The sequence below is a fragment of the Weissella cibaria KACC 11862 genome, from assembly GCF_000193635.1.
GTDB lineage: Bacteria > Bacillota > Bacilli > Lactobacillales > Lactobacillaceae > Weissella > Weissella cibaria.
This window is the reverse complement of record NZ_AEKT01000058.1, coordinates 1-15101: the sequence shown is the minus strand read 5'-3', so window position 1 is coordinate 15101 and position 15101 is coordinate 1. Positions and strand designations below refer to the sequence as shown.

Annotated in this window: 8 protein-coding genes; 1 reads left to right on the top strand and 7 read right to left on the bottom strand. The window is 45.5% G+C overall.

Going from position 1 to position 15101, the window contains the following annotated elements; genetic code table 11:
• The 3 genes from ESE_RS12310 to ESE_RS12595 form a co-directional block, all read right to left on the bottom strand.
• A partial coding sequence (locus tag ESE_RS12310) for a beta strand repeat-containing protein (protein WP_420191723.1) occupies positions 1–5567 on the bottom strand: 5567 nt, incomplete at its 3' end.
• A gap of 138 nt (positions 5568–5705) precedes the next feature.
• Entirely contained in the window at positions 5706–7400 is a 1695-nt protein-coding gene (locus tag ESE_RS0111120) for a KxYKxGKxW signal peptide domain-containing protein (protein ID WP_010375338.1), read from the bottom strand.
• 262 nt (positions 7401–7662) lie between these two features.
• Positions 7663–7788: a hypothetical protein gene (locus tag ESE_RS12595; RefSeq protein WP_010375336.1), complete on the bottom strand. Its 126-nt coding sequence runs from the start codon at positions 7786–7788 to the stop codon at positions 7663–7665.
• A gap of 214 nt (positions 7789–8002) precedes the next feature.
• Between ESE_RS12595 and ESE_RS0111110 the strand changes: the two genes are divergently transcribed.
• On the top strand, positions 8003–8251 hold the full coding sequence (locus tag ESE_RS0111110) for a hypothetical protein (RefSeq protein WP_010375334.1): 249 nt from the start codon (positions 8003–8005) through the stop codon (positions 8249–8251).
• Here the strand turns inward: ESE_RS0111110 and ESE_RS0111105 are convergent.
• The 4 genes from ESE_RS0111105 to ESE_RS0111090 all read right to left on the bottom strand — a co-directional run bounded on the left by ESE_RS0111105 (position 8248) and on the right by ESE_RS0111090 (position 15095).
• On the bottom strand, positions 8248–9192 hold the full coding sequence (locus tag ESE_RS0111105; protein WP_010375332.1) for a hypothetical protein: 945 nt from the start codon (positions 9190–9192) through the stop codon (positions 8248–8250). The two genes, ESE_RS0111110 and ESE_RS0111105, sit on opposite strands and share 4 nt — an antisense overlap.
• 180 nt (positions 9193–9372) lie before the next feature.
• The gene (locus ESE_RS0111100; RefSeq protein WP_010375330.1) at positions 9373–10899 is read right to left on the bottom strand and encodes a helix-turn-helix domain-containing protein; all 1527 of its coding nucleotides are present in this window, start codon (positions 10897–10899) and stop codon (positions 9373–9375) included.
• Positions 10900–11022: 123 nt separating this feature from the next.
• The gene (locus tag ESE_RS0111095; RefSeq protein ID WP_010375327.1) at positions 11023–12480 is read right to left on the bottom strand and encodes an MDR family MFS transporter; all 1458 of its coding nucleotides are present in this window, start codon (positions 12478–12480) and stop codon (positions 11023–11025) included.
• Positions 12481–13082: 602 nt separating this feature from the next.
• Positions 13083–15095: a copper-translocating P-type ATPase gene (locus ESE_RS0111090; protein ID WP_080553248.1), complete on the bottom strand. Its 2013-nt coding sequence runs from the start codon at positions 15093–15095 to the stop codon at positions 13083–13085.
• Between the last annotated feature and the right edge of the window lie 6 nt (positions 15096–15101).

Genomic DNA, 15101 nt, shown 5'->3' with positions numbered 1-15101 from the left:
GTCGAGCTGCTCAATGACGTTGAATCGCTCAAACTCGTTGAGGTTGAACTGCTCAATGACGTTGAGTCTGACAAACTTGTCGAAGTTGAGTTACTTAATGACGTTGAATCACTCAAGCTCGTTGATGTCGAGTTACTCAAACTTGTTGAAGTTGAGTTACTCAACGATGTTGAGTCTGACAAACTTGTTGAAGTTGAATTACTTAATGACGTTGAGTTGCTCAAGCTTGTTGAGGTCGAGCTGCTCAATGACGTTGAATCACTCAAGCTTGTTGAAGTTGAACCGCTCAATGACGTTGAATCACTCAAGCTTGTTGAAGTTGAACTGCTCAATGACGTTGAATCACTCAAACTTGTTGAAGTTGAATTACTCAATGACGTCGAATTGCTCAAGCTCGTTGATGTCGAGCTGCTCAATGACGTTGAATCACTCAAACTCGTTGAGGTTGAACTGCTCAACGATGTTGAATCGCTCAAACTTGTCGAAGTTGAGTTACTCAATGATGTTGAATCGCTCAAACTTGTCGAAGTTGAGTTACTCAATGATGTTGAATCACTCAAACTCGTTGAGGTTGAACTGCTCAACGATGTTGAGTCTGACAAACTTGTTGAAGTTGAACTGCTCAACGATGTTGAATCACTCAAACTCGTTGATGTCGAGTTACTCAATGACGTTGAATCGCTCAAACTTGTTGATGTTGAATTACTCAATGACGTCGAGTTGCTCAAGCTTGTTGAGGTTGAACTGCTCAATGACGTTGAATCGCTCAAGCTTGTTGAAGTCGAGCTGCTCAATGACGTTGAATCACTCAAACTCGTTGAAGTTGAGTTACTCAATGATGTTGAATCACTCAAACTCGTTGAAGTTGAACTGCTCAACGACGTTGAGTTGCTCAAACTCGTTGATGTCGAGTTACTCAATGATGTTGAATCACTCAAACTTGTTGAAGTTGAGTTACTCAACGATGTTGAGTCTGACAAACTTGTTGAAGTTGAATTACTCAATGATGTTGAATCACTCAAACTTGTTGAAGTTGAACTGCTCAATGATGTTGAATTGCTCAAACTTGTTGAAGTTGAACTGCTCAATGACGTTGAATCACTCAAGCTTGTTGAAGTTGAGTTACTCAATGACGTCGAGTTGCTCAAACTTGTCGAAGTCGATCCACTCAACGATGTTGAGTCTGACAAACTTGTCGAAGTTGAGTTACTCAATGATGTTGAATTGCTCAAACTTGTTGAGGTCGAGCTGCTCAATGACGTCGAGTTGCTCAAACTTGTTGAAGTTGAACTGCTCAATGACGTTGAATCACTCAAGCTCGTTGATGTCGAGTTACTCAATGACGTTGAATCACTCAAGCTTGTTGAAGTTGAGTTACTCAAACTTGTTGAAGTCGAGCTGCTCAATGATGTTGAATTGCTCAAACTTGTTGAAGTTGAGCTGCTCAATGACGTTGAATCGCTCAAACTCGTTGAAGTCGAGTTACTCAATGATGTTGAATTGCTCAAACTTGTCGAAGTCGAGTTGCTTAATGACGTTGATCCACTCAACGAAATAGAATTTGACAAACTCGTCGAGCCTGACAATGACGTCGACGTACTCAAAGACTGACTCGTTGATGTCGACTGACTCAAACTCGTAGATTGACTAATAGACTGTGACGTACTGATTGACGTTGACTGGCTCTGGCTTTCTGACTTAGCAACTGCCGCCGCTTCCGAAGCGCTTGACTCCGCGTCACTAGCTGCACTTGACGCTACCTCCGCCGCACTCGAGGCGGCACTGGCTGCACTTGAAGCCGCCGACGCCGCAGAACTCGCATCCTTAGCTGCGCTTGATGCTGCGGCGTTATCGCCAGCAGCTGCCGCACTATCAGCCGCGCTGGCTGCAGAACTTGCTACTGCTGCTTCTGAAGCTGCGACGCTGGCTGCGGAACTGGCTTCTGAAGCTGCGCTTGATGCTATGGTAGCTGATGAATCTGCTGCACTAGCTGCGCTTGACGCTGCTGGGAATTCAGTCGCCGCTGAGTCCGCTGCAGATGCTGCGGAACTGGCCTTTGATGCTGAACTACCCGCTTCGCTAGCATCAGTTGCTGCATCGCCAGGCAAAGTTGGTGGAACCGTCTTAATCTCGGTGTAAGTAATAACCGCCGACGTCGACGTCGTGTTACCACTCAAAGATGCCAATTGCACCCCATTTTTGTCTGCAAAGTAACCCTTCACATACGTTGCTGCAACATAGGAAAACGTCACTGTTCCAGCCGTCGCATCAACCTGTGCGGTACCAGACTTCAACGCATAAGATGGTGCCACATAATTTGCAAAGTTATCCGCATTGGCGGCATCAATTATTTCACCAGTGATTGCGTCAACTGAAGCAGTCTTAGTCACTACGGCAGTTTGCGTATTAACAGCTAAGTTAGTGCCCTTAAATGAAACAGAACCGGTATACGTTGTATCCGTTGATACCAACTTGGCATTGTGGACAAACGTCACATCAAACGATTGATCTGCCCCATCGTTAAAGTCAAAGTTTTGACCTGATGCCGTATCACTCGTAATCGTAATGTTGCCAGCATAATTTGGTTGTGCATCAGTCACTGAACTGACAGCTGTAGCCAATTGGTCCGCGGTAATCGCATCCCCTGACTTACCTGAAATCGTAACTGTACCAAGTACCTTACCCGTTGACTTGTCATGAATTGTAATCGTGGCATGTTGGGTTGTCTTGACGTAGTTAACCGTAAACGTCTGGACACTTTCGTCAGCCGTTCCCGCGTTATCCGTATTATCAAATGACCCATTAGCCGCAACGGCCTCAGCCAAACTTGCATAGGTTACGCCATCTGGTCCAACGACCGTGTAAGTGTACCCAGGCGTAGCTAACGTAGCATCTGAAACGGTCGTAAACGCCAACTTATCTGACGTCTTACCAGTGATTGTTTCCAATGTACTGTTAACGCCATCCTTATTAGCAATAACCGTCGCCGATTGTGCATCTGGCGTGTAAGTCACCTTGAAAATTTGTTGACTTGGGTCGGTAACGCCAACCGCAAAGTCAGTTTCATCAAACTTACCGACCTTCACTAATGAACCGTTAACCGTCATCGTCGCTGCTAATGCCGCCGCAAGTGACGCGTAAACGATGCCATCCGGCGCCGTTACCGTGTACGTAAAGCCTGCCTTCTTCAGATCAGCATCGCTGGCCTTAAAGGCAATGTCAGAATCAGTATCACCAGTCACTTGCTCAGACAAGCCCGCGTTTGGCGCACCAACTTGAAGTTGCGCAATTTGCTTATTAAAGACGTAGTTAACTGTAAATGTTTGACGTGTGCCATCTGATCCAGTGGCTTCAGTCCAATTTGTTGCGTCAAAGGTCGGGTTGGCTGCTAGTGCATCTTTGAAGCTTGCATACGTTTTACCGTCTGGTCCAGTTACCGTGTATGTTGCACCTGGCATCTTCAAAGATGTATCGTTCGTGTTAAAGACAATCGACGAGCCAGTAGCCCCGGTTGCCGATCCTTGTGAAACAGTGGTTGGATAGTAGCCGCCCTTCACAACAACACGTGCAATTTGGGTGTTTGCATCTGCGTGCAACACCAAAGTCAATGCATCGTTCGTCGCGTTATCAGCATCAATTTTATAAGAACCGTTATCAATGGCTGTCCCATTCACAGTAATCAACAACGTACCGTTGCTATTAACTGACAAGTGATATCCAGCTGGCAAAATTGAATTTGTTGTACCAGCTGTTTTGTCCAAGGACAAAATTTGGTCAGCTGTCATCCCAACGTACGCACCTAATTGTGGATCGTTGATAATCACAGTTCCTGTTCCAATCAATAGACCATTTGCCAGATTAGTTGTGTGTACCGTACCCGCTGCATCTGTGTATTGCACTTGCAATGACACCTTTACTGCCAAAGTACGCTGGACATTGACGGTTTCAGATGAACTGCCCGCCGTCTTATCCAAATTCGTCCAACTAGTTGCCAACTTAATCGTTGACTGACCGTTGTAACTATTAATATCCGACTTATCCGGTTGGGCCGTCCAAACAACGACCAACTTGTAGTCGCCTTGGGTTGGCAAAACAACCTGGTTCAAACTGAATTGACCAGTTTGGCTATTGTAGGTTGCTGAACTGGTGTAATCCGTAACTGTATTTCCTTGACTGTCCTTCAACAACACTGACGTTGGCTTCATGTAGTTAGCTGATCCAGTCACCGTAAAGGTTTTCTTTTCTCCAGCGTTATTTAAATCTGTTGTCGTCGTGACTGTTTGGGCCGCTGACGTCAACGAAATTGGCGCTGTAGCGGTTGCGGCAGCTGATACGGCTGCACTTCCTGTCTTGCCGGCAGTTGTTGATGGCGCGATTGTGTGATCAAGTGCCAACCAAATGGCATTCACGGCACTATCAACATCTTGTTGTGATACGTTACTGTTTGCCAAAACTGACTTTGCCGCTGCAATCGCTGTCGCCGTTGCTGAATCAGTAGACGTCGTTGCTGCCAAAGATGTCAAAACACCCTCATCAACCACTTGGTAAACCACGTCAGTCGTTGTGGTATTGGCAACATTATTAACCGTTGCCGTTGTGGTGTAGTTGTTGTCAATGAACGTACCACCCGTCAAGCCTGACGTAGCAGGCGTTTGTGCCACGGCACCGTAGTGAACATCAGTTACAGCCGCCGCTGACGTAGCATTGAACAAACTTGCGTATGAATCCGTCATCGATTGCAAACCAGAATTCATTTGCGTCATCATCACTTGAATATTTGACGCCAGCTGACTACCAACAACCTTGGTTCCGTTCGTAATTCCTAACGTAATGTAACCAGGGACTGCGTTAAAGAGGCCAAAACTCAGTGCACCGGCCAGGCTTAATGAATTGAACTCTACGCTTTGTGAGTTATAGGCTGACTTCATGGCAGAATACGCTGAATTTTGTGCGGATGCCATTGCATCATACAAACTTCCCAGCAGTGAATTTCCAGCATTCGTGCCTAGTGCCCGGTAACTATTTGCAATTGATGTATATAGTGATGCATAATCTGAAGCTTGTTGATAAGCCAGCTGGTCAACAATCATTGCGGCTGAATCTTGCACTGCTTGCCACGTGCCTGACATTCCCGCAAGATCTCGATATGACTGACCATCCTTAGCATTGAGATACTGGTATGCATAGTAATTTCCAACAAAAGTCGGAATTGTTGTTACAACGTATTGATTGATATTATCAACCAAATTATTCACAGTCTTAACTTGATTTGTTAAAGCAGACGTCAGTTGATCAACAAGTGCTGCATTATATGTCGTTCCATACGACTTAGTTGTCAAAACAGACCCACTCTTCGTCAAATCAGCCGCAACGGTATACGAATTCGTAATGTCCGTTAAGTTCGCCATCGCGTCAGACAAGGCAGCATATGCACTCGTTAATTCGTCTGGTGAATAACTCATACCAGGTACAACACCACCGAAATAGAATAACGCTCCTTGTGACTGCATACTCATCTGCAATTGCGCAAGCGTCGTCGATCCAGCTGACGTTTGCAGATAATCCATATACGAAGCCAAACTGTTATACATGGTTGCTAATTTGCCAGTATTTTTAGCCGCATTAGATTTTGCATAGCTACCTACACTGGAAGCGAAAGAGAGCCGAGTTGCTGTCGTAGCAGGATTATAACCACCCGCAGATACCTAAAAAGTTCCCGCAACACCTGCATCTGAGACGTTAAACGCAAACCCACTACTCAATGAGGCCATCGACTTGTTCAACATATTCGTGACACTGCTTGCCGCTTTATTTGCTGCACTAGCGTAACTTTGTGTCACTGACGTATTGGCGCCTGAATAAGAATTATGAATAATAACCGCACTCGACGTATTCAGACCAGCTGCAATAGAACGGGCCGATGTTACCAAATCAGCAGCTGACTTAGCAGCCGCTACCGCAGCAGCTGAGTATGAATTGTAATCCGTTTGCGCTGACTGACTAGATAACAAGTTAACTGCAGCAACTGATGCATAGCTTGAAGCTGTTGATGCAGCAACTGATGATTGTGCAACATAATTGTTATAGGCCGTATAGTCAGAATTAGTAATCGTATTATTAAGAGCGGGGCTCCAGTTCGTCTTACCTGTAAAACTGTCTTTCAATGAAGTCAAAGAGCTGAAGTTTGAGTCCTTAGAAAATCCCAGGCCCCCACCATATGCATAACTAGTGGCTAAACTCAATTGGGTAGCCGCGTTAATCCAATCACCCGCCTTAATGTAGCTTGCAGCATTAGACAAGGCTGCTGATTCCACACCAAAAGAAGTTACGTTTGAACTCTTCAAACTAGACGCAAAATTAGATATCCGGTTAGCCACTGCCAATGACGTACTTGTCGCTGCATCACCCGCAGTTTTAGCACTAGCCAGTTGTGATTGTTGTTGCGCTTTGTTAGACGTTGCCAAATTACTGTAACTATTAGCCACACTCTTAGCAGATACCGCAGCGACTGAATTCTTTGACGCAACCGCGAATTCAGACTTAATCGTACTCGTAGCTTGTGACATGATATCAGAGGTCATCCCCGATCCCATTTGGTTCACAATATATGAACTACCACCAGGTGTTACGGCGACCGTGTTACCAGCACTGTCAACCGTGTACTTGATGTTACCAACCGTTGCGTTGCTTGGTGCCTTAATCGTCACGGCAACCGAGCTTGTGTTAGTCGTTGCTGACGTTGAGGCTGCCTTAGACATGTTCACATCGAATGAATTTGAACTTGATGTTGAGGCACTCTTATTAACCGTTACCGCACCTTGATTATTAATCGATGACGTTGCTGAATTACCAGAAATTGATGGGTAAGCATCCTTGTTACCATATGAACCCAGCGTACCGGTACCATCGGCCGTTGAACCAGAAGTTGCTGACTTGATAGCACTATTAGCACTATCACCAGCTCCCACTGCATTACTCGTCAACGTGTTAGATGCCGCTGTGCTAGCTGTTTCACTAGGTGCTGGCGTCGCTGATGCTGTCGAAACCGGGGTCGCTCCCGTTGATTGACTCGTTGCACTGACTGTCGCAGCCGTGGCAACTGGTGTTACCGCTGTGTCAGCAGATGTTGTCGCTGCATCAGTCGTTGGCGTTGTAGTGGTACTAGTCGACGTTGACAATGTCACCGTATTGCTATTGGTCGAGCTAGTTCCTGTATTGGTTGTCGTGGCTACTGTCGCCGCATCAGTGGTATCTGCTGATGCTTGTTGTGAAGGCGCAACAATACCAGCCCCCAACGCGATGGCCATAATTCCGGCAAACATCCATTGCTTACCGTCTTTATACATTTTGTAGTGTGTTTTTGACTCAAAATCAGCCGTGTGTAATGATTTGAAATTCATTATCTTTCCCTCTTCTCATCATAACCGTGAACCCTACTGCCTTGTTGCATTAAAAAAGCCACAAAGTTCCGCAATTATGCGTAACTTCGTGGCCCTGAAAATCTTTATATTAGGTCGTTAACTTGCGAAGGTTACGCGACATTTCTCATAACTAGAATCATATATGTTTCCAAGCCGTTCCCACAACGGATCGGTACCCCGTGCCAGATATGTAAAATGTAGGCATACCTTCTCTTAAGACATGCCTACAGGAATTTTATTATTACTTCGTCGTCAAATCAACTTTGCGGTTTTCAACAATAACTTGACGTGACAATTGTCCTTGCGTCATAACCAAAGTTGACAATCCAGCGACCATCCATTGCTTGTTCTCTAACTTGTTGTACATTGTTGTATCCCCCGCTCTTCGTTGTTTGATAACTTACTTTATGTTAATTAGTATAACCGTTATACTTACAAAAAGTTGATTTGGACCACAATTGGCACGATTTAACGAATTTTAGCGCAATTGGATAACAAACAGACGCAAAGGTCGCGAAATTAGCTCAAATCTGGGACATATCGGATTAGTACAATACTGAAAGAATGGGGGGGTACCTACCATGAACAATGATCAAATCACCAGCTTTTATAACAATAACGGATTCGGCCGTATTGATTTAGCCAACGGTCGTGAAATTCGTAGCTTACCTAGCTTCAGTCAATTCGGTCTCATGACTCTTCGCGTTTTCAATCAAGACGGTACGCCTGAATCGGATGTTATTTTTCAATGGGATAATTTATCTTCTGCGCTTGCCTGGGCCATTAGCTTACCTGACTTTGTCGCCTTGATTGAACAATACGCTCATTAATTAGCCAACGTTGGCTGTTCGAAACGAACTTGGCGTAACAATGCCACAACTGAGCGATAATCATCACGCGTTGCAGCTTGGGCAAGTGTGGCTTGGCTCTCAGCCATCAAACGGTCAGATTCAGGAGTCAGCGTTGCATTAGATTGCCAAACCATCGCTGCGTTAGTGTACAAATCCTGCACATACGCAGCAACCGTTGGCAAATCAGATAGCGACATAATCTTATCGCTTAGTACTGGTTCCAACTGTTGAATTAATTGACCGATGACCATGTATTCCTCTGGCGCCGAGGCAATCGCCACGTACAGGTGAGCTGCTGAAAAGAAGTTCACCAGATCAGCAAATTGTAGCAATTGATACTGCGCAACCTTCAAATATAAGCCACCAACCAATTCATCCAAAAATTCCCGACTTTCGCGGTGAAAAGCGACCAATTCATGGTCGAACACACCTAAAGCCTGTAGCAGGCCAAACCGATTCGTGGTTACCGTGACACGTAACGCTTGATAAGGCTCACTCAAACTTGGGTCAACGCTTGCCGGTGCATAAACATCTAGCCAGTGTTGTGCCAACGCTTGCTGAGCCATCATATTGTCAGCTGTGGCCGCGATTTGAAGTGGCCGAATGGCATCACGAGTGCTACTTAAAGCTGCACACAAATGATTAATTGTTGCATCTGTGACATCAGCAACCTGCTCAATGGTTGCCATCAAACTAGCCCGGGCCTGCACATATTGGGCGTGCTCAGCTACTTCATCTTCAGTCGCAATTTCATCAAGCACCTTCACCAGTCGCTTAGCAAAAGCTTTCAAAATAGATGGATCCAATTCAGCTGTGGTACTAGCTGGTGCCGACTGCTGTGTCTCCATATTCAGAAGTGCCTGCTCCGCAATTTCAGCCAATGATTGATACATCCTCATCGTGCGATTACTCTGTTCCATCGTCTTTCTCACCACTCTTTCACCACAATTCTCACAGTAGCCCTTAGTCTAGGGATTACCAAGCTACTTTATTAAGCTTCGTTATAGCGTGATGTCCCAGCCCTGCAAATGCTACTGACAAAAAGACTATCCCTCTACTGAAACGCCCACCAATCGTTGACTTGATTGGTGGGCGTTTTACTAATCATTTTCGGGGTTCAATTCTTTAAACCGTGCTTCGAATTTTTGGCGTTTAATGACCGATAAACGTGACCGTAATTGGGCAATCTGTTTAATCGTTGGCAGTTGTTGCCAATCAAATCGGTTCCGACTGTCAACTTCTGCCAACATGGCATCTGAAATGACTAAATCAACATTATCCTCAAAACGATTCGTAAACACGATGTTAAACTCCGCCATCCCCGCCAACATGCGCTTCAAAATCACTTCTAACGCCGGCCGGTAAGTAATATCAATATCAATCTTAATCGGCGCAAAAATATCAGCCTGGTCCAGATAAGCCGCAAACGCCGTGAACAAATAACCAAACATCAAGCGTTCAGACTCTTCAGGCGTAAGATCTCGCAACGGCGCAATGTCACGACTGACATTAATGGCCATTTCTACCAACACCGGATACATGCGATAAGCCTCTTCCATGTCAAAATAACGGCGGTGTCCGACATCAATCGCATGTAACTCAAACATCAACACAGGCGCCAATAACTCACGCCTGATTTGCGTCGCGCTAGCTGGTGTCATGCCAACACCAAAATACCGTTGATGATAGTCTGCGACAATCGTCATAATCGCTTGAATTCGTTGCTGCATCTTTGGTGAAATGATATGTTCCCAGTCCGTTGAGCCGACGACATTTAAAATATACAAATAATAAAGGGTTTCGCGTGCCTCAACTGCCGCCTGCTCCGCGTTGATGGTGTCATACTGCAGTGAATCGGCCACCATTTCCGCCAACAAGGCTTGCGTTGTTGGCGCCATATCATGCGTTGGCACAAAAATATCATCTAAGTTATGCGGGTCAACAAAATGACCCTCGCGTACTCGAATCGCAGCCAGCGCATAATAGAAGCGTAAGGCAATCCGCTTTGAATCGCGAATAAATGGTTCTGCCGTAAATGAAGCAACTAAGCGGTCGATCCCCTCATCGGCCTGCTGTTTCAATTGTTCACCATATGGAAATTCGCGATCACCAAAATAACGAACTGCGAGGCGGAAAAAGAACATCCGAATTGCGGATTCATCGCCTGTAAAATGGTAATGATCATCAATACCAATCCCCAAAGGCGCCAGACGCTCTGCCAGATGATTTTTAACATTGCGTGTTGTACTTGGCGTCGTTAAATAACGCTCCGCAAACTCTTCATACGACGTCACAGTCTCCAAGAACACTTCTTTGATGAAATTCCAATATAAAGATTCACGCAGATAGACTAGCATGACCGCATCAACATTAACGTGCCGTTTCAAGGATAAGAGCAATTTTTTCTCGTCCGCTGATAATTGCAACGACTTATCAGCAGTTTGTTCTTCACCGTATATTGACGTTAAATCAGCAACCAATTCGCTCGCCACCGTCAAAACCAGGTATTTTGACCACGACAAAGCTTCACCGATTTCCTTAACTGAAATTTCGCCTTGAATCTGCCGTTTCAAATACGTCAGTAATTCAATCTTTTGCCGTTCCTTCTTTTCCAGCATCCAATCCATTTTTCATTCTCCCTAACACGCGCTCATTCACCCACTTATTATAAGGTCATTTCGTCAATTCAGGGTGTTTTTTGCGTAAATCCATGAAAAAAAGGCCATGTGTTTCCACATTGCCTTTTAAATTTATTTCTTTAACTGACGGGTTGCCCACATATTTGTTGCAATCGCCCCAATCATCAACAAGGCACCTACCCAGAAGATATTGTGTAGCCCAAACGTCATGATGTCACGTAATGGCGCAATGTGACTAGCTGGCAAATTCTTAGCCGTATTTGGATCAATCAGCTCATTTAATTCATTGAACTTCAAATTACTGTGACCACGTAAAGCAATTGCCATCGACACATTCAAAACAACACCGTAAACCGTTGTCATCATTGTTTGGACCATCGCCCGTGCCAAGTTATTGAATGATGTTGCCATCCCAACTTGGCTTGGTGCAACTGTTTGTTGGGCCATCACTGTCGTCCCAGTCATCGTTGATCCCATCGTCAAACCAAAGATTACACCAGTTGCCAAGAACAATACAAATGGTGCATCCCCTGGCATAACAGCCAACATAATGGCATACAGCGTGCCAATAAACAGACTAAACTTGAATAAATATTGTGCGCCATGCTTGGCCATCACACGACCCGCAATCATCGCACCAAACATCCAAACCACTGAACTTGGTGTCACAACGAACCCAGCAACGGATGGCTTCATGCCACCCAAAGCTTGCATCCATGTTGGCAAGTAAACGTTATACGCAATGATGAACCCCGCTACCAAACCTGCAATCGCGTTTGCTGCTGTAAAGTCGACTGACTTAAACATCGCCAAATCAATTAATGGTTCCTCGGCCTTTCGTTCGCGCTTGATGAACAACCACAAACCAAGTACTGACATGATAAAGAAAACAATCATCAAGAGCCATTGTGATTCAGAAATCATTTGCAAACCCAGCAACAAGCCAACAATGAACATCGTCATCCAAAGCACACCAGGATAATCAATCGTGGCCTTCCGACGTTCGAAGCGATCCTTATAGAAGAAGACCAAAATACCAATCGCGATTAAACCAACTGGTACGTTAATGAAGAACACCCAGTGCCATGACAGGTTTTGTACCAAATAACCACCGACTAGCGGTCCAACCATCGAGGCGACACCCCAGGCGGTTGAGTTCAGTCCCATGACCGAAGCCCGCTTCTCAATAGGATACAAATCAGCCAAAATCGTAAAGGCGACGGGCATGATACCACCCGCACCGATTCCCTGAATCGCACGCCAGAAAATCAAAGCACCCATACTGTCGGAAATACCACTCATCATTGAGCCGAATAAGAAAATAATAAGTCCTGATAACATGGCTGGCTTACGGCCAATCAAATCGGCAAGCTTACCGTAGATTGGCGTTGCAACTGCAGTCATCAACATATAAATACTGAACACCCAACTCATCAACTTGATACCGTGCAAGGAACCAATGATGGTTGGCATGGCGGTTGAAATAACGGTTCCTTCAACCGCTGACATAAATGTTGAGAGCAAAATTGCAGCCGTGATAATGCCGACAAACTTTGGCTTGTTCTCCACAACATCCACCTTCTTTCATTTTTTCTAGACGCTTTATTCTAACATTGTGTCAGTACAATGGTGGTTTAAAGGGGCGTTATGAAAAATTTCTTGCATTTTGCGTCAGTTTCGGCACTTTTGTTATGTGTTTCAAAAATTGTTGCATACTATAATCATTCAAGGCGCAGATATGCACCCTAGAATCTAGCATATTCAGATGCCGGTTAATCGGATATCCCCCTATCCCCTTAGTTTCATGCCGATTAACCACCCATTAAGCCACGTGCCCCCTCACGTGGCTTTTTTGCTGCGTTTACAAGCATTCCGAGAAATGGGATTTCACTTATTAAAAATACACAAAACTTCCCGTCTTTGGCACTTTTGCAAAAAATGCAAATAATTCACGCATACTAAATCAAGTAATAAGCGTTCCGGTTGTACGCATCGCCTTTTTCTCTCTTTCCCTTTCTCGGCGGTGCGACATCGAACGTGGTGAACCACTTTTCCCACAATCCGTGGTTCAAAAAGTATGACTTTTTGAGAGAGTCAGATTGAGCGTCCTAATGGGATGATCAGGATATAGAAAAAGCACGTCGTTTTCATCACGACGTGCTTTTTTGCATTTATTTTAACCTAAGCGTCATGGCATTAATGGCAACAACAATTGTGGATAAGGACATTAGGATGGCCCCAACCATTGGATCCAAACGAATACCGATTGGCATCAGAATACCAGCTGCTAATGGCAACGCAATTAGATTATAGCCAGCTCCCCACCACAGGTTTTGCGTCATCTTACGCTTGGCTTGGCGTGCTAATGACAGCAATGTTAACACATCGCTTGGCTTTGAGTGGACCAAGACAACATCCGCTGCATTAATGGCGACATCCGTCCCAGCGCCAATCGCCACCCCAAGGTCAGCTTGAGCCAGAGCAGGCGAATCATTCACCCCATCACCAATCATCATCACACCACCCTGTTGTTGATATTGTGTCACTAAAGCTACCTTATCCTGCGGTTTCAAATTAGCATGTACCTGTTCAATCCCTAATTGTCGGGCAATTACTTGGGCAGCCGCTTCATTATCACCAGTTAACATGACGGGCGTAATTCGTTGTGCTTTGAGATCTGCAATAAATTGACGGGCGTCATCCTTGATGGCATCCCCCAACCCGATAACACCGACAACCGTATCATGTTTAACCAAAAAGCTAACCGTATAGCCTTTGTCAGCTAGGGACGCAAACATGGCGTGTTCATGGGCGATACCCCGTTCACGTAATGCTGGCATATTTAACAAAGCAAAGTAATCATCCCCAATCATACCGGTCACACCGGCACCTGGAATAGTTTCCTGATGCATAACCGTTGGCAAGTCTCCAGTGACTGCCTGCAAAAGACTCGTGGCAATTGGGTGCGTGCTACCTTGTTCTAGGGCAGCAGCGGTCTGCAAAATTTCATCCGCCGTCATGGCATCCGTTGTTGTTAGGACTTGTTGCACTTTAAAGTTTCCAGCCGTCAACGTGCCCGTCTTATCCATCAACGCATAACGCAATTGATTAACTTGCTCTAGGGCGGGACGGTTTTGAATCAACAATCCTTGTTGTGCCGCAATGCCTGTCAAGCGGGCAACAACCAACGGAATTGCTAAGCCTAACGCATGGGGACAAGCGATAATGAACACTGTCACAGCAATCGGCAAAGCAAAAGCAAAGCCATGAATAACCGTCCAAACCACCAAAGCCAAAATGCCAATAATCGTGGCCGCGTAGAACAACCAGCCAGCCACGCGGTCCGCTAACGTTTCAGACTTTGTTTTCGCCTGTTGTGCTCGGGTTACCAATTGTTGGACCTGCGCTAAGAAACCATCTTGGGCTTGCTTGGCAACGGTCATCGTAAATGGCGTGTTGCTGTTCAACGAACCGCCAACAACATGGTCACCTTCATGTTTCATCACGCCAACCGACTCACCTGTTAAGAGTGATTCGTCCAAGGTTGGCATCCCCGTTAACACGCGACCATCAACCGGCACGCGTTCATTTTCTTTAACGAGCACGACATCGCCCAAATCCAACTCGTCAATGGGTGTGTCTTGATAATGTTCATCATGTTGCCGGCGGTGGGCCGCTTTTGGCACTAAATTGGCCAAGGCGTCGACCGCTGAACCAGCCTTCATGACCGCATTCATTTCAATCAAGTGACCTAACAACATGATATCGATTAGCGTGGCTAGCTCCCAGAAGAAGTCCATTATCATCGCGTGAGGGTGCAATGCGTTCATGATTGTGGCATACAAACTATAAAAGTACGCCACCACAATTCCCATCGTAATCAGCGTCATCATCGCTGGTTGTTTGCTTTGCAATTCACCACGTGCACCGTTAAAGAAGGGTGTTCCACCATAGAAAAATAGAATCGAACCAAGGACGAGCACTAACCAGTTCTGGCCAGGAATGCCAGTAATCGTAAATGGCAGGGCCATCCCCATCATCGGTGATAGCAAAATAATCGGAATTGTCAGAATAACCGATACAATTAACTTTTGCTTCATGTTGCCCATATGCATCATATGGCCACCGTGCATCATCATGTCGTGGTCACCGTGGCTCATGTGCATATCGTGCATATCGTGCATATCGTG

Coding starts and splice junctions, on each gene's coding strand:
- ESE_RS0111110 (WP_010375334.1), top strand. CDS start 8,003: ATGAACAATGATCAAATCACCAGCTTTTATAACAATAACGGATTCGGC.
- ESE_RS0111100 (WP_010375330.1), bottom strand. CDS start 10,899: ATGGATTGGATGCTGGAAAAGAAGGAACGGCAAAAGATTGAATTACTG.
- ESE_RS0111105 (WP_010375332.1), bottom strand. CDS start 9,192: ATGGAACAGAGTAATCGCACGATGAGGATGTATCAATCATTGGCTGAA.
- ESE_RS0111120 (WP_010375338.1), bottom strand. CDS start 7,400: ATGAATTTCAAATCATTACACACGGCTGATTTTGAGTCAAAAACACAC.
- ESE_RS0111090 (WP_080553248.1), bottom strand. CDS start 15,095: ATGCACGATATGCACGATATGCACATGAGCCACGGTGACCACGACATG.
- ESE_RS12595 (WP_010375336.1), bottom strand. CDS start 7,788: ATGTACAACAAGTTAGAGAACAAGCAATGGATGGTCGCTGGATTGTCA.